This window comes from Bradyrhizobium sp. CIAT3101, assembly GCF_029714945.1.
Taxonomy (GTDB): domain Bacteria; phylum Pseudomonadota; class Alphaproteobacteria; order Rhizobiales; family Xanthobacteraceae; genus Bradyrhizobium.
The window spans coordinates 1,479,331-1,498,500 of record NZ_CP121634.1 but is presented as its reverse complement, the minus strand read 5'-3'; the positions used below and the strand labels follow the sequence as shown (position 1 = coordinate 1,498,500).

Genomic DNA, 19,170 nt, shown 5'->3' with positions numbered 1-19,170 from the left:
GTTCTCCTCATGACTGAGTTGCTGCTCAATTGGGTTAGGTGACGCTGAAGCAACGAGCAGATGTCGCTCCCGCGATGTTCGCATCAATTGCCTGCGCCAGGAGTTCACGCGCACGCGGCGTCTCCCGCACTTCGAGATTGAGCGTTGCGAGGCGTAGACCCTTCTCTGGATCCTTACCTGGACCGAGCCAGAACTCCGCCGCATGATCGGCGAACGCCTCGCGGTGCGTCGCGGTCAACTCGTCATAGCGGTCCGCAGCCCTGCGGCGCCAAACACTGGACTCGTCGTCCCGACCCATTTCGCCGAGGATGCGCGCGAGTTGCGCCGCGTAATCGGGATCGTCGGAAGAGACGGCCAATGGGTACAGCCGCGTCAGCGCCGATTCAGGGTTGCCCAGATCTGCCTCGACCTCCGCCAAGTGTCCTTGCGCTGGTGCATAGGCCGGCACGCGAGCTATCGCCACCTCGAAGCACGTTCGCGCCTCCTCCAGCCGCTGATGCCTCATCCACATGACGCCCAGTTGAAAATCGAGTAGCGCCACCGGAAACGGAGAAATGCCGCGGTAGCTGCGCAGGCTATCGAGGTAACGGCGCTGCGCCGTGTCAGCCTCGCCCCGCTCGGCCCACAGGCCCGTCAACGCAGCAGATCGTTCAAATTGGCTCACACGGTCGTCAGTGGTGGCGTATGCTGCGAGCGATTCATGATACCTCCCCTGCGCCTGCAGGATTACCGCACGCTCCCGCTTTGCGGTGGCGTCGTCGGGCGACATCCGATCGGCGTTATCAAGATCGTCAAGCGCCTCTGCAAAACGATGAAATACCGCGCGGGTCCGCGCGCGCGCCATGTAGGCTGCGGCGTCCACAGTTGCAGCGCCGACCGCACGATTGGCCAGCTCCGCGGCTCGCTCATAATCGCTGATGCGCCCGAGGATGAGCCCCCGAAGAATGAGCAGATCGATCAGGGTTGCTGTTTCCGCCGAGGTCCAGTGACCTTCGAGGCCATCGATTTGGGCCTGCAGATTGAGCAGGGCAATCGTTCCGTCCGTCAGCGTGAGCGGGCTGGCGGCGGGCCAAATGGCCGGCGCGGAGATTCCGGACGGATCGATCATGCTACCGCTGCCTTCGTTGGGTTGGGCGGCGCAAGATACGGAAATGCCTTAGACGACCAGGCGATCGGCGCGTCCACGCCATCGTTGATGGGCGGGCCGTTTATGCCGTTGACATAGAGCGTGTAAACGAAATCCATGAAATCCTGATTGAGCCAACGGCCGCCAGGCGTGGTGTGCGATCGGCCCTCGAGCATCGAATGCTCGATATCGAAGTAGCTCGCTTCAGCGAAAGGCATCGAGGCATCGACGACCAGGAAGTCCGCCAACAGCAGCTTGGTGAGCGGATGATTGCCGTGCTGATCGAACGGCCAATCGATCTTGCCGTCGAGTCCATCGTGGAATGCCAGATTGGCGTTCATCCGCATCCGATAGACATCGAAATAGTCGGGCTTGACGTCGAAGGCGTCCTCGCTGTTGTAGAGATCGCGGATTTCAAGGTCTCTGTTGATCTGATCGAATTGCTTCCAGCTCAAAGTGACGTTCTTGATTTCAGGACGGCCGACTCGTTCAATTCGAACTGGTCGCTTGCCGGCCGCGAGCGTTTCGCACACGACGGCGAAGAGCGGTCCGCCGTTGAGCATCTTGCGCCAATCGAACTTGATCACGATGGCAAGTATGTTGGTGCCATAGAGAGTATCAGACCCTTTGGGTTTGAACGACAATTTGCCGGTGGCTGCCGTCTTCTCGATCATCCGCACGTCGAGGAAGAAAGGTTCAGAACGCTGGCCCGCGAATACTTGGACGCCGTCATCCACACCGCCGTTCTCGTCGTCGGCGCGAAACGAGATGACACGTCCATCCGGCGTGAGACAGCGGCCGTACTGAACCGGGCGCACTGCGTTGCCGGTGCCACTCGGGACGTCGAACGTGCAGTCAAATGTGAACTCAGTTTGACTCGGTGCAAAGGCCGCTTCCGGACCCATTGCAGCAATCTCAACCGGCCGTATTCGAAACCGATAGATGATCGCGTCGGAGAAGACGGCCGAGGGGCCGGCCTTGCCGAACACGTCCAGCACCAAGACAAGGTGATCTGGACTGTCGGGCGCCGGAAACGCATACACATCCGTGATGTCGGCAGCTGGTTCGGAGAGGGCCCGAGGCCCGGAGAAGTGATCGGACATGGTCGAACAATCCTTGTTACCGATGACCGCACTCACCGTTTGATGGGGGCAAAGCTCGCCGGCACCATGAGGCTGTTGCGCTGCCCCTCCAGGTAAGCGGCCTCATCGGCCAGCTTCAGGTAATTCAGCCATTCCGGGTCCGCCATCATGGAGGCGCGGCGGCAGGCTCGATCGGCGGCATCCTCAAACGTCCAGAGATGAACCATGGTGTTCAGGTCGCCGCTTTCAGCGTGCAAATACGCAAGCGGCGCACCCAGGTGACGGATTTGCGCCGCCAGTCCGTGTTTGGCGTAAAGATCAAGCTCCTGGGTGAGTTTTCCCGGCTTGACCTGATAAGTGCGGACATCGACGAGCACGGTGCTTCTCCTAAATCTTCGGCAGTATCGAGCTTTGAATTAGGTGATCTTGCGCTGCACTTCGAGTGAAGGCTGACAAAGCGATGCAAAGCCTTGCTAACGCTGCGCGCGTCTAGCCGGTATCGTCGCCCAAGCGCGCGATCCATTGCAGCGCGCGCAGGCCAGGCATGAAGCAATATTCACCGCCCCGGACGGAGACGAAGCTAGGCAGCCCGTGCAGACGACGCCGAACCGGAACCTTGGGAATAGTGAAGACGCCCTCACCATCGTTGTTGCCGATGACCGGATCCTGTTCGGTTCCGTGACTGATAAAATTGCCGTCGGTCGCCCATTGCGACTGCACGAACTCGAACTGCCGCTGCAAGTGTGCGCCGATCAAGAGGAAGACGCCGCCGCGCTCGGCGCCGTCATCTTCGAGCACTCCCTCCGGCAAGGCTGATCCGTAGTTCGTGCCGCGCCGCAGGAATTTGTGGAGATTGACGTCGACGACGTCGTCCTTCAGGGCATCGCGCGGATTGATGCGGCGGATGTGCGCGCTGAACGGGCACTTCAATCCCTTCATATCATCTGCATAGCCGAAATCATTGTTGCGGTTCGTATCACCGCCAAGCGTGGGATCGTCATGCTCGGGCGCCAGCGCGAGGGGCGCTCCGCTGCGCCATCGCCCTATCATCTTGGCCGCGAGCAGCTCCTCTTCTTCGGGCGACGCTGCCTGCGTGCGCAGGTAATTGCGAAACGCCGCGACATCCATCTGAAACTTGCGGAAGGCCACGAAGGTGCCGTTATGCCGCAGCTCCTCAGGAATCGGCGCCTGCACAATCTGGCCGAGTTCGTCCGGATAACCCATGACGAACTCGCCGGCCTTGATCGGTGGCTCGCTTGCGGTTGCGACAAGAGCGATGTGTTCTTCAGCGACGCTCCCTTCGACGTGCGGATTGTGCAGTCCGTCCCGGAAACCGAATGGATTGCGCCCGCCCGGCAGTTCATTGAAGCGCATGCGATAGACGACTGAGACATGCGCGAGATCATGGTGGGACTGGCGCGCCCGTTCCAGAACTTCGCCGAGATGCTGCTCATTGTCCGAGTAGACCGCTAGTGCGACATGCATTTCGGAGTTGCCGAACGGATATTCCCAATTGCTCGGCGCGTTGCCGCCGAAATCGTGCAGTATCGCGGCACGAGCGGCCATCCCCTGTCGAAACTCGATGGGAAAGCTGTCCAGGGAGGCCTGCGGCAGCCCTAATGCTTTGAGGCCCTGGTAGGTGAAGGCGATTCCTAGCCAGCCTGGTAGCGATGGCACCCACCATTCGTCGGCGGGCGCGACGTGCGGGATTATTCGGCGTAACATCTCTCGCCCCTGCGCCGCGTCGTCGATGCGAAGAACGACGTATTCTCCCACGTAGGGCGACGGGCGTGGCCGCAGGACCGTGGCCTGGATATCGCTCACATCAAGGGCGGGTGTGGAAGGCTTAAGCATCAAACCGAGCTCGTTCTGCGTGGTGGCTGATCAGTTTTGTGTTCGGAGGTTCGCGACATCCTGCGCCGTGAGCGATGAGCCCTTGGCTCCAAAGCGGGCGGTGACGTAGTTGGCGACCGCGGCGATCTCATCGTCGGAGAACGCGCCGAACGACGGCATCGACAACGCTCCAGCGGGTGTCAGGCGTCTCGTACCGCCGATAACAACCTGTGCCACGTTCGTCGCACTCGGATCGTTCACGGCAGCGCTTCCAGTCAGCGTCGCGAATGACGATACCGCGCTCTCACCGGTCCAGCCGTGGCAACTCGCGCAAGCGCCCTCGAAGACCTTCTTCCCAAGAAGGTTTGCGGTTACGCCATCCTTGTGGGAGGCCGACGCGGGCGCCGATCGTGAAGGCAACTCGAGTGTTGTGCTGGGTGGAACGCTCCGTACGAACGCGACCATGGCCTCGATATCAGCCTGCGTCATCTTGCTGAAAGAGTGATCGACGGCCTCACCCATCGCTCCTGATGCAGTGCCGTGCCCCGGTGCATGTCCGGGCGAAAGATAGGAGGCGATGTCCTCATCGGTCCAGCTGCCAAGGCCTGTAGCCTTGTCGGAAGAAATATTGAAGGCGCGCCAGCCTCCCACCGGAGCTCCGGCAAACTTCTTGCGGTTATCGAGTGCAAAGCCGATGTTGCGAGGCGTGTGGCATTCGCCGCAATGCGCCAGCGCTTCAGCCAAATAGGCCCCCCGATTCCATTTGAGGCTTTGCGAAGAATCAGGCTGGAAGCGCGTATCGCGATTGAACACCGCTGACCAGAACATCATCGCCCAACGCTGGTTGAATGGGAATAGCAACGTGTTTTCCGGCGGGACCGCGCGCACCGGCGCAAGGCTAAACAGGTACGCCTTGATCGCGAGTGCATCAGCGTCCGTGATGTAAGTGTAGGACGTGTAGGGCATTGCCGGATAAAGTCGCGCGCCATCGCGGCGGACGCCCCGATGCATCGCGTCGAGGAACTCCTTGTCGGTATACTTGCCGATACCCGTCTCCTTGTCGGGCGTGATGTTGGTGGAGTACATCGTTCCGAAGGGCATTTTGAACGCAAAACCGCCCGCATATTCCTTGCCGCCAGGCGCGGTGTGGCAAACCCCACAGTCCGCAGCCTCCGTGAGATACTTGCCACGTTCGAGGAGGCTGGCCTGTCCCATGGAGGCAGGCACGCCGGTCGGATCACCATCCTTGTAGTCAGCCAGCGCGACGCTCTTACCGCCGGTGAAGGCCAACGGACCAGGGCCGCGCACGTACCAAACTGCGCCCAGCGCAACGATGCCGCCGATGATGATGATAGCCCCGATGAGCTGCTTCAAAGCCACGACTTCTTCTCCGCAATAAGCCGCCGATCGATCGGAAGCCGACGCAATGCGACCCCAGTCGCCGCGTAGATGGCGTTGCGCAAGGCCGGGGGTCCTCCGACCACACTGGCCTCACCGATCCCGCCAGGCGCCTCGGCACTCTTGACGAGATGGACATTGATCTTCGGGATCTGGTCGATGCGCAGCATGCGATAATCATGGAAGTTGGATTGCTGAACGCGCCCCTTCTCCAGCGTGATCTCGCCATACAATGCGGCGGTGAGACCGAAGATCATGCCGCCCTCGATCTGTGCTAGGACGGTGTCCGGATTGATGGCGAGCCCGCAATCCACAGCGAGTGTCACCTGGCGAATGTAGACGTCGCCGCCAGAGTCCACCTCTGCCTCAACCACGGTAGCAATCGATGTATTGAACGTCGGCTGGACGCTGACGCCCCGGCCGACGCGTCGCGGCAATGGCTGGCCCCAGTTCGACTTTTCCGCCACGAGGTCCAGCACGTGCCGGAGACGCGGCGTCTTTCCAAGCATGTCACGTCGAAATGCGATTGGGTCCTTGTTCGCCTTGCCGGCAAGCTCGTCCATGAAACTTTCGATGGCGAACACGTTGTTGTTCGGACCGACGCCGCGCCAGAAGCCGGTCGGCACCGCAGGCGGCTCGACACGGACATATTCCACCTGGAAGTTTGGAATATCGTACGGGGTGTCGGCGGCGCTATCGATGGCGTCGTCATCGATGCCTTTCTGAAAGCCGGGCGGCAACCATCGCGCAATCACCGAAGATCCGGCGACGCGGTACTTGAAGGCGACTACCTTGTCGCCGGACAGTCTTGCTGAAATTGTATCGCGGTAAACTGGCCGGTAGATGTCGTGTTGGATGTCCTCCTCCCGCATCCAGGTGATCTTGATCGGGCCATCGACTTTGCTACCGATGCGCACCGCCGTGGCAATCATGTCGACCTCGAGCCTGCGCCCGAATCCACCGCCGAGCAGGTGCTGATGGATCGTCACCTTGTCTTCTGGAAGCCCGGCCGCCTTGGCGGCGACCGACCGCGCGCGCGCGATGATCTGCGTTCCCACCCAGACGTTACAGGAATTCGGTGTCACGTGGACGGTACAGTTCAGAGGCTCCATGGTTGCGTGGGCAAGGAACGGCATTTCGTAGGAGGCTTCGTACGTCTCGCCAAGGTGCAGCGCGTCGGCGACGTCTCCGACGGATTTGGCGACGACACCTGCGCCTTCGCTGGCGGCGCGAAGATGGCCCCAAATGTCCTTTGAACTGACGTTGGCGTTCTTGCCTTCGTTCCAGGTGATCTTCAGGGCCTCAAGCCCACGCTTGGCGGCCCAGGTATGATCGCCAATGACAGCGACCAGATCATCCAGCACCACGACTTGCCTTACGCCGGGGATCTGCATCGCGGCATGGTCTTCAACATCGGCAACCTTGCCGCCAAAGACCGGGCATTGCGCCAACGTCGCAAACTTCATGCCGGGTATCATGGCGTCGATGCCATAGATCACCTTGCCGTTGACCTTGTCAGGCGTATCGAGACGCTTCAAAGGTTTTCCGATTAGAACGAAGTTCTTCGGGTCCTTCAGCGGAATATCGCTTGGCGCAGACAGCTTGCTGGCGGTGTCGACGAGCTCGCCGTAGCGAAACCTACGGCCGCTTTCGACGTGGAGTACCGCGCCAAAGGCCGCGCTGCAACTTGCCGGCGTGACTTGCCACTGGTCCGCAGCGGCCTTGATGAGCATAGCCCGCGCGGTTGCGCCGGCTTCGCGCAGTGGGGTCCAGAACGCCCGAACGGAGGTTGATCCGCCGGTGGCCTGAATGCCGAACGACGGGTTCGCATAGAGCTTCTCGTCCGGCGGCGCGTGCTGGAGAACGACTTGAGTTAGGTCTGCATCGAGCTCTTCGGCAAGGATCGTCGCGACGCCGGTGTAGATGCCCTGCCCCATTTCGACCTGTGGCATAATGAGCGTAATTTGGTTGGATTCGTCGATGCGGATATACGCGTTTGGTGCAAACTTTCCGTCGGCCGTATCCATTTGCTGCGGCGGCCGGGCTGCGCCAACCGGGAGATGGAATGCGAATACGAAACCGGTCGCCAGTGCACCACCGAGGATGCGACGACGCGAGATCTCCGAAACTTCGGTCGTGACGGTCATGCGCACCTTACGATTTCTGAGTGGACGCTGCCTGCTTGATGGCAGCTCGAATTCGCACATAAGTGCCGCAGCGGCAGATGTTGCCCGCCATCGCTGCGTCGATGTCGGAGTCGTCTGGATCCGGCGTCGAAGCCAATAGTGCGGCGGCAGACATGATCTGGCCGGACTGACAATAGCCGCATTGCACGACTTCGAGATCCAACCACGCTTTCTGCACCCCCGCCCCTACCGGCGTCGTACCGAGGCCTTCGATGGTGGTGATCGTGCGGCTCTGGAGCCTGCCAACGGGGAGCACACAAGAGCGCACCGGTCTGCCATCAACATGCACCGTGCAAGCGCCACACTGTGCCATGCCGCATCCGAATTTCGTGCCGGTCAAACCGAGAATGTCCCGCAGGACCCACAACAGGGGCATTTCTGGCGGCACATCGATGGATCTTTCCTGACCATTGATGGTTAGCGTCGTTGCCATATGAACTCCTGCAATCTTCTCGAACTTGTTCAGATCGACCGACATGCCTAAGAGAAGGCGACGTCACTGATCTCCATCGATACCATCAGCATATCCAGGATCGGACGCCGGTCGGGGCCGCGCGTAAAAGCGCGACGCTTGCTCGGCAAGCGCATGCCGTTGGCCTCGGTATATTCCAGCATCAGTTGAGCGGCCGGAAAGCCACCGGCGATATTGACGCTATAGTCGTGGCGGCGGAGCTCACATTTCTCGTCAAAGAAGAAATCCTGAACTTCGCAGTGCGTCCCGATCGAGCCGGGAAAATAGACACGCAGCACCCGCCAGGTCTCCTTCCCCTCTTGCCAGGGCTCCGCCTCCTCGACCCGGACACCGTCCATTGCAAAGGCGAAGGGCGTCGCGAGGTAGGTCCACAGGGCTTCGCTGTTGAAGTAGGCGAGATGCAGAGGATCCCACGGCGTGTGCATCTGGTGCCCCGCAAACGAATCCTTGGGCGCAAACCGCTCTGCGACGATGGTTCCATCGAGCTTCTCGATGCCGATCCGGTCGGGGGTGAACATGGTGCGTTGATCCGCTGCCCCAAAATTCGTGAGTGACGATCGCTCTTCGTGCAGCGACACAGTCAAGCGGCGTGGATCTGCGTCCATCAAAACGCCCTTCAAGGCAAAGAAGCCACCGCCAGCGACAATTGTGGCCTCAACCTTGTTGTAGCTACGCCAGCGCTCCAGACCACCGTGCGCATCGAGAACTTTCGTCAGCAACTCGTTCATGGGTTACCCCTCCCTCAAGCAGGATCGCGGCAGTTTCCCGGACCAAAAAGCTCCTACTGCTAGCGCCACACTGTCGTTAGTTTCGCACGGCGGTCCAATAGCCTGAGCAACGCGCGCCTCCCGAATAACCGCTCCACGTTCCGCGACCTGAACCATTCGAGAGTCTGCCTGAGCCGGCCGCGTATTTGTCCTGAACAGTCACGGAAGCGCGCACGGCACCCGAGCGTGCCACTCGGCCTCTGAACCTCACCAGATTTGGATGCGTGACGACGCCGTTGGTGATATTGACCGAGAAGCTATAGGTCGGATCGCACGCGCCTCTTTGCGTCACGAAGGAAAGGTCCCAGGACCCGTCATACGCAGGACGGGCTTGCGCGGCGGAGACAAATGCGACCAAGCAAATCGCTGCCGTCGCACAAGTGAAAAGCTTTTTCATCATTTGCTCCAAAAGTTGTGATCGTTGGTCTCGATACCGAGCGCGATCCGAACAACCTCCTCCATGCCCATCCGATCCAACACCGCGGTCCATCCGCCTTACGGAGGGGGCGGCCGGTCCTCAGGGAGGGAAAGGACCGGCCGCGGGAAGCCGCGGCGAAGGGACGGGACGCCGGGGCCAAGCACTCAGGAGTATCGTTCGCCTCCGATAGGCCAATTGATATGCGACAAGGGGCGTCGGTGCGAGTGAAGCAATGCAAATCCCAGCAAATCGTGGCGAATACGCGTGCGAGTACCTCGACGCGAGTCGCATACAGACTCAGCCGTCTAAGAGAAGGCAACGTCGCTGATGTCGATCGATACCATCAGCATATCCAATATTGGGCGCCGGTCGGGACCGCGCGTGTATGCGCGACGCTTGCTCGGCAAGCGCACGCCATTGGCCTCGGTGTATTCCAGCATCAGCTGCGCGGCGGGGAAGCCACCGGCGATATTGACGCTGTAGTCGTGGCGCCGAAGCTCGAGTGTCTCGTCAAAGAAGAAATCTTGAACCTGGCAGTGCGTCTCGATGGAGCCGGGAAAATAGACACGCAGCACTCGCCAGGTCTCCTTCCCCTCCTGCCAGGGCGCGGTCTCCTCGACGTGAAAGCCATCCATCGCAAAGGCAAAGGGCGTGGCGAGGTAGGTCCATAGCGCTTCGCCGTTGAAATAAGCGCGATGCAGCGGGTCCCATGGCGTGTGCATCTGGTGCCCGGCAAACGAATCCCTGGGCATGCGCCGCTCGGCAACCACCGTACCGTCGAGCTTCTCGATAGCGATCCGGTCGGGCGTGAACATCGTGCGCTGATCCGCCGCCCCATATGGCGTGACGGACGATCGCTCCTCGTTAAGCCAGACAGTCATGCGGCGCGGATTTGCATCCTGCAAGACGCCCTTCAAGGCAAAGAAGCCGCCGCCACTGATAATGGTGGCCTCAACCTTGTTGTAGCTGCGCCAGCGCTCTAAACCGCCGTGCGCGTCGAGAACTTTCGTCAGCAACTCGTTCATGGCTTTCCTTTCCAATCCTGAAGTGCAATCGCCGGCATTTCGAAACGCTCGCGCGTGCGCGTGTACCAGCCGCCTTCCATGCGGCCGATCAGATCGAGCTTTTCGGCATCGACATGCTGGCGGGCCGCATTGGTTACAGCCTCGTCCTTGACATGCACCATCAGGATCTTGCCGAGCACCAGAGAGAAGCTGCCGAGCGCAATCTCCTGCATGAAGGTGCATTCCATCGAGACCGGCGCTTCTGCGATACGGGGTACGCCGACCCGTAACGAGGGTACCAGCGACAGGCCTGCCTCCTTCGGCTCCTCGACGCCCCTTGGAAACGCGATCGACGTGATACGCATTTGCTCGGCCAACGAGAACGGCACCAGATTGACGACGAATTGTTCATTGGTACGAATATTGGCACGGGTGTCCTTTGGCTCAGCCGGCCCCTTGCTACCGATGCCAATACCTACCGTCGCCGGATCGCTGCCGAACACATTGAAGAACGAGAACGGCGCGGCGTTGATTGCGCCGGCAGCGTCGCGGGTCGTCACCCAGGCGATCGGCCGTGGCAAAACGGTCGCCAGCAGCAGTCTGTAGCGTTCGAGTGCTGCCATTCTTTCGAAATCAAACTGCATGGCTTCTCCGATCTAGTCGGCTCTAGCGCCTCGCTTCGACCCTTTGTTGTCGACCTTAAACTCTTGCCGGCGGGTCACCGCGTCGACATTGCGGTAGCTTTCGACGTCGAGACATTTTCTCTGGCGTTGTATCGAGGGGCCGGGACAGCGCTTGAGAGCTTGCCTGACATGGCGATGCGCGCGCCCTCATATCGGTCCCAATCGGCCTTGTCGGCGAGCGACGGAATGGTGACCACCTCGCCCTGGTCGAGGCCGGTCAGTGCGGCGTCGACCATGTCATCGGCGGTCATCACGATCGCAGCAGGTAGCTGGTGGACCGGCACACCGGCGATGTCCCAGAAGTCGGTCGCCGTGGCGCCGGGCAGGACGGCCTGGACGCGCACGCCCTTGTCGGCAAGCTCATGGTGCAGCGAGAGGGAGAAGGCCAGCACGAAGGCTTTGCTTCCGGCATAAACGCCATTGAGCGTTTCGGGAGAGATCGCCACGATCGACGAGATATTTATGACGGTACCGCTGCCGCGGCCGACGAAGCCCGGGACCGCGGCGTAGGTCAGTCGGGTCAGCGCGCCGACATTGAGGCGGATCATCTCGTCCATCTTCTCGACGTCGGCGTCAAGCAGCGGCGCCGTGGCCCCAACGCCAGCATTGTTGACCAGCAGCGTGATGTCCGCGTTCGTGCTCAGGATTGCCTCGACCTTGGCCAGATCCGTCTTGTCGTTGAGGTCTGCTGCGACCGTGTCGACAGAGCGGCCGGTCGAGCTTCTCAAGCGTTGCGCGAGGCCGGCGAGACGGTTCTTGTCGCGGGCGACCAAGATCAGGTCATAACCCCGATGGGCCAGACGGTCGGCATAGATGGCGCCGATGCCAGCCGATGCGCCGGTGATCAACGCAGTGCCTTTGATTGTGGTGCTCATGGACGTTCTCCTCTGTTGCGTCTACAGCTAAGACCTTCCGAAATCTGGCGCTATATGGCAAAGTCGAGAGCTATCCTTCCAAAATATGGAAGAGGAGCTGATGGATCGTCTGGAAGCGATGTCGACCTTCCTGACCGTGGTCGAGACAGGCAGCCTGTCGGCCGCGGCGCGGCAACTGAAAACGCCCCTGGCAACGGTCAGCCGCAAGGTCTCCGAGCTCGAGTCGCACTTGCGGACGAAGCTGTTCAACCGGTCGAGCCGGAAGCTGGTCCTTACTGACGCAGGCAGCTCCTATCTTGCCGCGTGCAAGCGGATTCTGGCCGACGTGACCGAGGCCGAGCGCGCCGCCTCCGGCGAATATACCGCTCCGACAGGAGAGCTGATCTTGACGGCTCCGGTCGGGCTTGGCCGCGCTTACCTCATCCCGATCCTGGCGGATTTCCTCAAGGCCTACCCGGATATCAAGGCCAATCTGCTCCTCGCCGATCGCGTGCAGAGTCTGTTTCAGGAGCAGATCGACCTTGGGCTGCGCATCGGCGCGCTGCCCGACAGCAGCCTGATTGCGGTACGCCTCGGCACCACGCGCCGCATGGTTTGCGCCAGTCCCGCCTACCTCGCTGCGCACGGAACGCCGCGCACGCCCGACGATCTCGCCGGGCATGACTGCATCACCTATGCGGGCTTCATGTCACCCGATGTCTGGACATTCTTCAAAGATCAGATCGCCGTTGCGGTACCCGTGCACGCACGGCTCGTGGTCGGCAGCGTCGAGGCCGCCTGCGATGCAGCATGCGCCGGCATCGGAATTACCTCAGCCTTCGCCTATCATTTCCGGGCAGCTCTCGAGCGCCGAGCCCTTACGCCCCTGCTCGATGAATTCCAGCCCCTGCCACTACCGGTTAATCTTGTGTACACGGCCAATCGGTTTCTACCGATCAAGGTGCGCGCCTTCCTCGACTTTGCGGCCCCGAGGCTGAAGAAAGTCTTTGCGGAGCTCGAGGCGCCAGCTTTCCAGATGGAACAGGTTCTGACTGAGCCAAAGGATCGACCGGAATAGTGACAATCTTCAGTGGGGCTTCCCCAGCACGAAAGTGAAGGGCACAACGAAGAGCTCATCGCCCTGATCGTCGCTGACATGTAGGACCCAGTCACGCCAATCCTCGAGGCTACGCTCGTTGGTGAAGGATTGCACGACACGGGACGCATGATCGCGCGCCTCAGCAAGATCGTCCACCACCGCGCCGCGGTAATCGACGAAAACCTTCCTCGTGTTGGAGCAGTGGAAATAGACCTGGGTCATGTCGAGCCTCCTCAAGATAGGCAGATAGCCACGCGATCAGCGTTTCTGCTCTCCTAGACAGCGCGGCACGAAAGCCGGAAGCGGTGATACCATGAAGATTTTGAACCACATCCAGGTGGCATGAGAGGAGATAGGATCATCTGCGCACCTCAGAGGTTGCAATTTGTTGAGGCTTGTGCGGCCTAGCCGCCGCACTTCGTCGCCAGCAGGTCGTTGAAGGCATTGATCACGGAATCGAGCGCCACCAACACTTGCGCGCCGTCAACGCGGTCAGCAGCGGCGCGCCGCAGCACCACTGACTCATAGAATGAGGCGGCGTAGGCGCGACAAGTTTTCTCCTTGTCAATGGCGTTAGCTGGCTGGCTCTGTACCGTCGCCAACGACGCGCAAGAGCCGCCAATGCCCTTGTTTGAGGGGCACTCCGCGGCACTCGCGGGAATCGTAGATGCGTTAATCGCGGCAAATGCGATGAGAACAGCGATTCTCCTCACGAGGCGAACTCCATAAAGCGAGTTGTTGCGAGGAGAGTTACAGTTCTACGTGTCTATCTTCTATTGCACGCCAGTCGTTCTGAGTACGACTGTGGTTGCGCCACATAAGCCTTGGCTTAGAAAAGCGAGCGACGGTTCCGGATGCGACAGGACCACCGCCCTCTTGGCCAGTTGATGGCACCAAGCTCAGTTGGCGACGGACGCAGTGGTCTGTCCTTCCAGCTGATAATTGCTTCCTACCGCTGCGGAGGCGAAGGGCCAGGAATACAGCCGGGCCGCGGCGAAGCTTTGCCGATCAATCCGAAGAAGCTGGTCTCCAGATCGGCAAGGACTCTTTGCAAGAGCCCTCCACTCTCGCCGTTCTTGCCGTCGCGAATCGTGACAGTTGCGGTCAAACCCGACACCAGCGGCACGCCGGGTGGCACGTTGTCGATTGCGATCCGGACTGGCACTCTCTGCGCCAAGCGCACCCAGGTGTAGACGGGATCGACGTTGGGCAACCCCTGCGTGGACGCAGCCGCGTTGGATACGCTGACGCCACGCGTCACTGTTGCTATGCGCCCCGTGATCGGCGCCGGGTAGCCCATCAGTTTTGCCTCGGCTCGGTCACCCATGCACAAGCGGGCCAGTTTGGTCTCCTCGAAATACCCGTCGATCCAATAGCTATCTGTATCGATGACCGAAACATTGGTGGCGCCCTGATGTGCGTAGTCTCCCTCTCGCAGCAGAAGGTTGGTGACAATTCCATTCACCGGACTGCGCACTTCAGTGCGCTGCAGATTGATCTCCGCCTGCCGTACCTGCTGCTGAGCCGAATCGACGGCGGCTTTTGCCTGCAGCGCGTTTCCCTCATAGATTTGCTTCTCTTCGGTGCTGCTCGCCAGATCCGACAAGCGGCGCCGACGTTCGGACTGCAGATCCTTTACGTTGAGGTCCGCCATCCTTTGCTGCAAGATCGCCTTGTTCGTCCGCAGTGCGACGTCAAAATCAAAGGGATCGATGACATACAGAAGGTCGCCTTTGTGCACGAACTGGTTGTCGACAATTCGCAGCTCAGTGATCTGACCGGAAATCTGCGGCGCCACACTTGCAACTTGAACTCGCACACGCCCGTCGCGTGTCCAGGGCCCGGCGTTATAGTGGTCCCAAGTGACGAGAGCTATCAGAACCGCAACCACTACGATCCCGGCTGTAGCCACTTTGCGCAACAGAAACCGCACGGTTCGCAAGGCGTCGCCTCGACGCCGCACCACCTGCTTTCCGGCGGACGAGACAATCGGTTCTTCGTTTGAATATCCTTCCGACACCGTTTGCGCGACGTCGTCGAGCTCACTGGCTCGGCTAGCCGATGCGCCATCGACACTCGGCGAAGATTTCGTGACGGCTGCCTGCATCACGTCTTGCCGAACAGCCTCATCATGAACGGCCGCATCCATGGCCACCTCCTTCAGAACAAGAGCACCAACAAGCTCAGAATGGCCACGTACAGACTGAACTCAGCAACTGAGGCGTGACTGAACATCTTCGCAAAGCCGACGACATGCAAAAGCGGTCGCAGGACAACGATGAGGACAAGAGCTGCCACCAAATAGGCTACAAACGGCGCGAACAGGACGCCTTCGACCACCAGCTCCGCAAAGGTGTGCCCCATTAGATTACCTCCTGAGAGAAATCGATGCCGCTACCCCGGTCGAGGATCCTGCTTGTCAGGATCAGGCACGCGGCAAGATCGGCCTCAATCGAGGTTTTCTGTGTGGCCCCGTCACGCAACCGGTGCGCAATGGTGCGCAGGATCGCCGTATCCCGATTGACGATCGCCAGGCGCGCTTCGTCTGCCAGCGATGCAAGTGGCTCATCGGCGAGCGACTTCAGCTTTTCCTCGCAAAGCCGGACCATCACCGATTGGTCGAAGCAGGAGAGCATTTCTGCCAGGGCGCGACCGTCTTGCGCTCCTCCGACGGAAAGAAATTGTCCAATTCGCGAGGCGTCCCTGAACGTTGCTTCTTCTGAAGCCTCATTAGTCTGATGGGCTGGTTCCTGCAGCTCGCTACGTGCCTCCAGGAGCAGCCGCTTGCTGCGCTCGTCATCGGACACGGGAGGAATTAACGTCTGTGCGGCAAGCAACAGCGCCGCTGCCGCCACAAGAAATAGAGAGGTGAAGAGGAAGCTCTGCGGATTGTAGGTCTGCGGATTGCTCGGCGCCAGGAGAACCGGGACGAACAGCAGATTGACGCGACCGAGTGATGACCACAAAAGGCTTTGTGACCTCATCAGAGCGGCTGCGCCGATCGTAAACGGAGCCATGGCGACCGCCAACACAGGAAAGGCGTCGGCGCCATTGAGGATGATGAACTCGAGAATACCGGTCAGTACAGCCGCGATCGGCGTACCAATAAGCGTGATGGTGGTGAAGCCGCGCGGGCTCGGTGTTGTGGCCCCCAATCCGATAATCAGCGCGACAAAGGACAGCGAAACGCTCGCAGCGGGCCATCCAGCCCAAATGTAGAACGTCGCGGCGATTGCAAACCAAATAGCCGCACGGACTCCGCTTTCAGCTGCAGTTCTGTAGGATCGATACAAGGGCGCGCGCCACGCCCGCAGTGGCCATCGCGCCGACCTCAGGGCTAACAGATCCTGGCGAACCTCCTCATCCCGAAGCAGCAATTGCCTGGCTGCCCAGGCCGACGCTTCGGTCTCAACGTCACGTACAGGTCTCTGTCCCGCCACGAGTTCCAGCAGCCGCTGCACCGGCAAACCGGAATCGCCGGCTCGTACGAATGCAGGCCTTGCCTGATTGCAAGCAATGTTATCGGCCTCAACAGGACCAACGTTCAAGATCCGGGCGGTCTGTAATTCAGCAACCAATCCGACCGCCGCGCTGCGAGCAGCGATGCTCCTAACGGATCCGCTGCTCGTCTCAAGAGCCACGCTTGCGATCTCAGGCCGGAGCGCCACGATTTCCCGAAGCAGCGCCAGGAATGTAGTCGAGCTGCCTTGTTCGCCGCGGAAGGCCGCGCTCGCATACTCGCGAACGCGGCGACGAATCGCCGTGAGTTGCACCAGGAGTCGCGGATGACGGTCGGGGGTATACATGAACGTATTTACAACCGCCATCGACAGAATGCCGACCGAGATCGCGGCACCACGCGCCAGACCGGATTCGAACACGTGCTGCGGAGTGTCGATCTGCTGTGTCGCAATAAGTGCGACAGTGTAGCCAGACAGGACTGCGGCATAGGCCCGATAGCCGTCCAGAAGGTTCGCCGCAAAGACGCAAATACCGATCCATACCGCAAATGCAGCGAGGATCAGATCTCTCTCCTGGGAGAAGAGCTCAGTGACTGCGATTGATGCGGCCACGCCCACAATAGTGCCGAGCAACCGAAAGCCCGCCTTCTCCAGTGCCTGACCGCGGGTCGGTTCGGCAAGAATTCCAACAGTGACCGCCGCCGACGCCGGCGCCTCAAGCTGCAGCCAAAAACTCACGAGCAAGGCCAAGAGCATGGCCAGCCAAACCCGGATGGCGAAGCTCCAGGAGCTGAGGGGGATATTCGCTACAGTGAGCGGCTGCTCTGATGTTGTCGCGACCACGGTGATACCTCGGCGGATAGTTCGCCACTAGCCCTCAATTCTCGTGTCCCGCGACATCCACTGAAGCAACGAAGCAATAGCCACGTCCGGGAATGTTGACGATGAACCGATGCCCGTCACGGCCATCGCGCAACGCGCGACGCAGCGCAGAAATATGGACCGTGAGGTTGGCAGGCTCGACAAAGACGTTGGGCCACACCCGAGCCATCAAGTCCTGGTTGCTGACCAGCTCACCGCGGCGTTCAAGCAAAGCGATCAGAATTTCCAGAGCCCGGCTTCCAAGAGGCACGGGCCTGTCGCCTTCCCGCAATAGAAACTGCGTCGGAAGGAGGCAGAACGGTCCGAACAACACTTTGGCGTGAACGGGACGCTTCTGGTCAAGCTCCGGTTCGGGATCAAATTGCGCCAAGCCTCCGAAAGTTGCGGTCGATCCTGATGCGCGCATTATCACCTCGCGTGCGTTGGGAGAGCTAATCCCTGCAAAGATGCTTGTGAGGCGTAATCTGACGGCTTGGAGTGCGGTGGGCTATTGCACGCGGGTGGCGCGTCACGGCGAATTTAGCTGTATTAGCTAAACTCAAATTTACACGGCGCCCTGCAGATTGCCGCAAGAAATTGGGCGCGCCTGCCGTGCAGGTGAAGGATTCCACCAAATTGGCAGCCTAGGAACGTCGCGGCGTGCCAGGCACCAGCTTGAGCTTGTCGGCCATCCGGCCGAGTTCGGGAAGCGAGCCGGCCTGCATCTTCTGCATTGCCCTGCTGCGATGCACTTTCACAGTGGCCTCAGCGATGCCGATCTCATGGGCAATCTGTTTGCTCAGGCGACCGCGGGCAACCTGAGTTACGATCTCGCGCTCCCTGGGACTTAGTGACCCGAAACGCTCCCTGAGAACGGCCAGGTCCTTGTCATTTTCCCGCCGTGTACGGTCGCGAGAGAGACCGAGCTGAATGGCGTCGAGGAGATCCTGATCGCGAAACGGTTTGGTCAGGAACTCGATGGCACCTCTCTTCATCGCTTGCACGGACATTGGAATGTCCCCATGCCCGGTGATGAAGATGATCGGGATCTCCCTGTTTGCTGCGGCGAGCTCGCACTGGAGATCGAGGCCGCTCTGGCCGGGTAGCCTGATATCGAGCACCAGGCAAGTAGGGCAGTTCGGAGGATCGGATTTGAGGAAGTCGGAAATGGAGGCAAATAGCTGAACATTGATACCGAGCGACCGCAACAGACGCCCGACCGAAGCGCGGAGATCCGGATCGTCGTCGATGACCAACACCGTGGAGGTTGCGTCAGACATCGCTGCTGCTCAGAAAAAGATCGCGAAAATCAGCCTGTGCGTGCGGCCAGATCGCGCATTTCTAGTCCTAATCCTGAAATCTGAACAGCCCCATTTTTCCTAAGAGCACGCGCGCGGGGTACGCCAAAGTTTATGTGCCGACACTGTCCGTGCCTATCGGAGGTGCGGGCCGAATTTTGGCTGAAGTTCGATCTACCGTCCGCCTGATAGCCGCTGAGCGAGCCTATCCATCGGCTCACACGAGCCACTCCTGTTCCGGGCCGGCAGCTGACCGAGCCAACGCCCTGGCTGCATCATCACGCGAGGCCTTTTCAGCTCGGCGCTCGTAGTCGTCGGCAAGCGCCTTGAGCTGCCCCGCAATCGCCTGGTCAGTCATGGTCTTGGCGGAACGGAGCAAGGTCTGCGCAGTCTTCAGATATTCCTTGCCTCGTTGCGAGATCTGAAGAGTCATGACTCCCTCGCGCGGGTCACGGGCGACTGGTCGATGGCGATTTGGAGCCAGCTCATCCAGTTACGGTCACTTTGACGGCGCGCCTTGAGACGATCGACGCACCTCCTTGAGCAAAGCGGCGTTCGCCACGAATAATGTCGAACGAGCCCAAACTTGCCATCACAGACTGCGCATCGCGTGGCCTTGTCAGAGCCG

General features: G+C 60.2%; 20 protein-coding genes. 1 reads left to right on the top strand and 19 read right to left on the bottom strand.

Going from position 1 to position 19,170, the window contains the following annotated elements:
- Positions 1–34: 34 nt before the first annotated feature.
- From QA645_RS06840 to QA645_RS06790, 11 genes are all read right to left on the bottom strand, one after another.
- A complete protein-coding gene (locus QA645_RS06840) occupies positions 35–1,108 on the bottom strand; it encodes a tetratricopeptide repeat protein (protein WP_283049101.1) in 1,074 nt (357 codons plus the stop codon).
- Positions 1,105–2,229 carry a DUF4331 family protein gene (locus tag QA645_RS06835; RefSeq protein WP_283049100.1) on the bottom strand — a complete coding sequence of 375 codons (1,125 nt, stop codon included), beginning with the start codon at positions 2,227–2,229 and terminating at the stop codon, positions 1,105–1,107. The genes QA645_RS06840 and QA645_RS06835 overlap by 4 nt, the downstream gene beginning before the upstream one ends.
- 32 nt (positions 2,230–2,261) lie before the next feature.
- Positions 2,262–2,585: an NIPSNAP family protein gene (locus QA645_RS06830; RefSeq protein WP_283049099.1), complete on the bottom strand. Its 324-nt coding sequence runs from the start codon at positions 2,583–2,585 to the stop codon at positions 2,262–2,264.
- 112 nt (positions 2,586–2,697) lie between these two features.
- The gene (locus QA645_RS06825) at positions 2,698–4,062 is read right to left on the bottom strand and encodes a Dyp-type peroxidase (protein ID WP_283049098.1); all 1,365 of its coding nucleotides are present in this window, start codon (positions 4,060–4,062) and stop codon (positions 2,698–2,700) included.
- Between the two features lie 30 nt (positions 4,063–4,092).
- Positions 4,093–5,415 carry a cytochrome c gene (locus tag QA645_RS06820; protein ID WP_349253189.1) on the bottom strand — a complete coding sequence of 441 codons (1,323 nt, stop codon included), beginning with the start codon at positions 5,413–5,415 and terminating at the stop codon, positions 4,093–4,095.
- The gene (locus QA645_RS06815; protein ID WP_283049096.1) at positions 5,412–7,586 is read right to left on the bottom strand and encodes a molybdopterin cofactor-binding domain-containing protein; all 2,175 of its coding nucleotides are present in this window, start codon (positions 7,584–7,586) and stop codon (positions 5,412–5,414) included. Before QA645_RS06815 ends, QA645_RS06820 begins: the two co-directional genes overlap by 4 nt.
- A gap of 7 nt (positions 7,587–7,593) precedes the next feature.
- A complete protein-coding gene (locus tag QA645_RS06810; RefSeq protein WP_283053108.1) occupies positions 7,594–8,058 on the bottom strand; it encodes a (2Fe-2S)-binding protein in 465 nt (154 codons plus the stop codon).
- A 47-nt stretch (positions 8,059–8,105) separates the two neighbouring features.
- Positions 8,106–8,825, bottom strand: coding sequence for a hypothetical protein (locus QA645_RS06805; protein WP_283049094.1), 720 nt, complete (start codon positions 8,823–8,825; stop codon positions 8,106–8,108).
- A 762-nt stretch (positions 8,826–9,587) separates the two neighbouring features.
- Positions 9,588–10,307: a hypothetical protein gene (locus QA645_RS06800; protein WP_283049092.1), complete on the bottom strand. Its 720-nt coding sequence runs from the start codon at positions 10,305–10,307 to the stop codon at positions 9,588–9,590.
- Complete coding sequence (locus QA645_RS06795) at positions 10,304–10,930, bottom strand: flavin reductase family protein (RefSeq protein WP_283049091.1); 627 nt, start codon at positions 10,928–10,930, stop codon at positions 10,304–10,306. Before QA645_RS06795 ends, QA645_RS06800 begins: the two co-directional genes overlap by 4 nt.
- Positions 10,931–11,004: 74 nt before the next feature.
- A complete protein-coding gene (locus QA645_RS06790; protein ID WP_283049089.1) occupies positions 11,005–11,844 on the bottom strand; it encodes an SDR family oxidoreductase in 840 nt (279 codons plus the stop codon).
- A gap of 100 nt (positions 11,845–11,944) precedes the next feature.
- On the opposite strand from QA645_RS06790, the gene QA645_RS06785 reads away from it, so the two are divergent.
- Entirely contained in the window at positions 11,945–12,901 is a 957-nt protein-coding gene (locus QA645_RS06785; protein WP_283049088.1) for a LysR family transcriptional regulator, read from the top strand.
- A gap of 9 nt (positions 12,902–12,910) precedes the next feature.
- Here QA645_RS06785 and QA645_RS06780 read toward each other — a convergent pair whose 3' ends face one another.
- The 8 genes from QA645_RS06780 to QA645_RS06745 form a co-directional block, all read right to left on the bottom strand.
- On the bottom strand, positions 12,911–13,144 hold the full coding sequence (locus QA645_RS06780; RefSeq protein ID WP_283049087.1) for a hypothetical protein: 234 nt from the start codon (positions 13,142–13,144) through the stop codon (positions 12,911–12,913).
- Between the two features lie 182 nt (positions 13,145–13,326).
- Positions 13,327–13,635, bottom strand: coding sequence for a hypothetical protein (locus QA645_RS06775; protein WP_283049085.1), 309 nt, complete (start codon positions 13,633–13,635; stop codon positions 13,327–13,329).
- A 236-nt stretch (positions 13,636–13,871) separates the two neighbouring features.
- Positions 13,872–15,071, bottom strand: coding sequence for an HlyD family secretion protein (locus tag QA645_RS06770; RefSeq protein ID WP_283049083.1), 1,200 nt, complete (start codon positions 15,069–15,071; stop codon positions 13,872–13,874).
- Positions 15,072–15,082: 11 nt separating this feature from the next.
- Entirely contained in the window at positions 15,083–15,286 is a 204-nt protein-coding gene (locus QA645_RS06765; protein ID WP_283049081.1) for a DUF1656 domain-containing protein, read from the bottom strand.
- Positions 15,286–17,226, bottom strand: coding sequence for an FUSC family protein (locus tag QA645_RS06760; RefSeq protein ID WP_283049079.1), 1,941 nt, complete (start codon positions 17,224–17,226; stop codon positions 15,286–15,288). The genes QA645_RS06765 and QA645_RS06760 overlap by 1 nt, the downstream gene beginning before the upstream one ends.
- 34 nt (positions 17,227–17,260) lie before the next feature.
- A complete protein-coding gene (locus tag QA645_RS06755; protein ID WP_283049078.1) occupies positions 17,261–17,671 on the bottom strand; it encodes a transcriptional regulator in 411 nt (136 codons plus the stop codon).
- 217 nt (positions 17,672–17,888) lie between these two features.
- Positions 17,889–18,524 (bottom strand): response regulator, encoded by a 636-nt coding sequence (locus tag QA645_RS06750; protein ID WP_283049076.1) that lies wholly within the window; start codon positions 18,522–18,524, stop codon positions 17,889–17,891.
- A gap of 235 nt (positions 18,525–18,759) precedes the next feature.
- Entirely contained in the window at positions 18,760–18,975 is a 216-nt protein-coding gene (locus tag QA645_RS06745; RefSeq protein ID WP_283049074.1) for a hypothetical protein, read from the bottom strand.
- Positions 18,976–19,170: the final 195 nt, after the last annotated feature.

Bases quoted from the DNA above. Each gene is read 5' to 3' on its own strand.
- QA645_RS06785 (WP_283049088.1), top strand. From the start codon at position 11,945: ATGGATCGTCTGGAAGCGATGTCGACCTTCCTGACCGTGGTCGAGACA.
- QA645_RS06835 (WP_283049100.1), bottom strand. From the start codon at position 2,229: ATGTCCGATCACTTCTCCGGGCCTCGGGCCCTCTCCGAACCAGCTGCC.
- QA645_RS06825 (WP_283049098.1), bottom strand. From the start codon at position 4,062: ATGCTTAAGCCTTCCACACCCGCCCTTGATGTGAGCGATATCCAGGCC.
- QA645_RS06795 (WP_283049091.1), bottom strand. From the start codon at position 10,930: ATGCAGTTTGATTTCGAAAGAATGGCAGCACTCGAACGCTACAGACTG.
- QA645_RS06745 (WP_283049074.1), bottom strand. From the start codon at position 18,975: ATGACTCTTCAGATCTCGCAACGAGGCAAGGAATATCTGAAGACTGCG.
- QA645_RS06815 (WP_283049096.1), bottom strand. From the start codon at position 7,586: ATGACCGTCACGACCGAAGTTTCGGAGATCTCGCGTCGTCGCATCCTC.
- QA645_RS06770 (WP_283049083.1), bottom strand. From the start codon at position 15,071: ATGGATGCGGCCGTTCATGATGAGGCTGTTCGGCAAGACGTGATGCAG.
- QA645_RS06765 (WP_283049081.1), bottom strand. From the start codon at position 15,286: ATGGGGCACACCTTTGCGGAGCTGGTGGTCGAAGGCGTCCTGTTCGCG.
- QA645_RS06780 (WP_283049087.1), bottom strand. From the start codon at position 13,144: ATGACCCAGGTCTATTTCCACTGCTCCAACACGAGGAAGGTTTTCGTC.
- QA645_RS06840 (WP_283049101.1), bottom strand. From the start codon at position 1,108: ATGATCGATCCGTCCGGAATCTCCGCGCCGGCCATTTGGCCCGCCGCC.
- QA645_RS06800 (WP_283049092.1), bottom strand. From the start codon at position 10,307: ATGAACGAGTTGCTGACGAAAGTTCTCGACGCGCACGGCGGTTTAGAG.
- QA645_RS06755 (WP_283049078.1), bottom strand. From the start codon at position 17,671: ATGCGCGCATCAGGATCGACCGCAACTTTCGGAGGCTTGGCGCAATTT.
- QA645_RS06810 (WP_283053108.1), bottom strand. From the start codon at position 8,058: ATGGCAACGACGCTAACCATCAATGGTCAGGAAAGATCCATCGATGTG.
- QA645_RS06805 (WP_283049094.1), bottom strand. From the start codon at position 8,825: ATGAACGAGTTGCTGACGAAAGTTCTCGATGCGCACGGTGGTCTGGAG.
- QA645_RS06790 (WP_283049089.1), bottom strand. From the start codon at position 11,844: ATGAGCACCACAATCAAAGGCACTGCGTTGATCACCGGCGCATCGGCT.
- QA645_RS06750 (WP_283049076.1), bottom strand. From the start codon at position 18,524: ATGTCTGACGCAACCTCCACGGTGTTGGTCATCGACGACGATCCGGAT.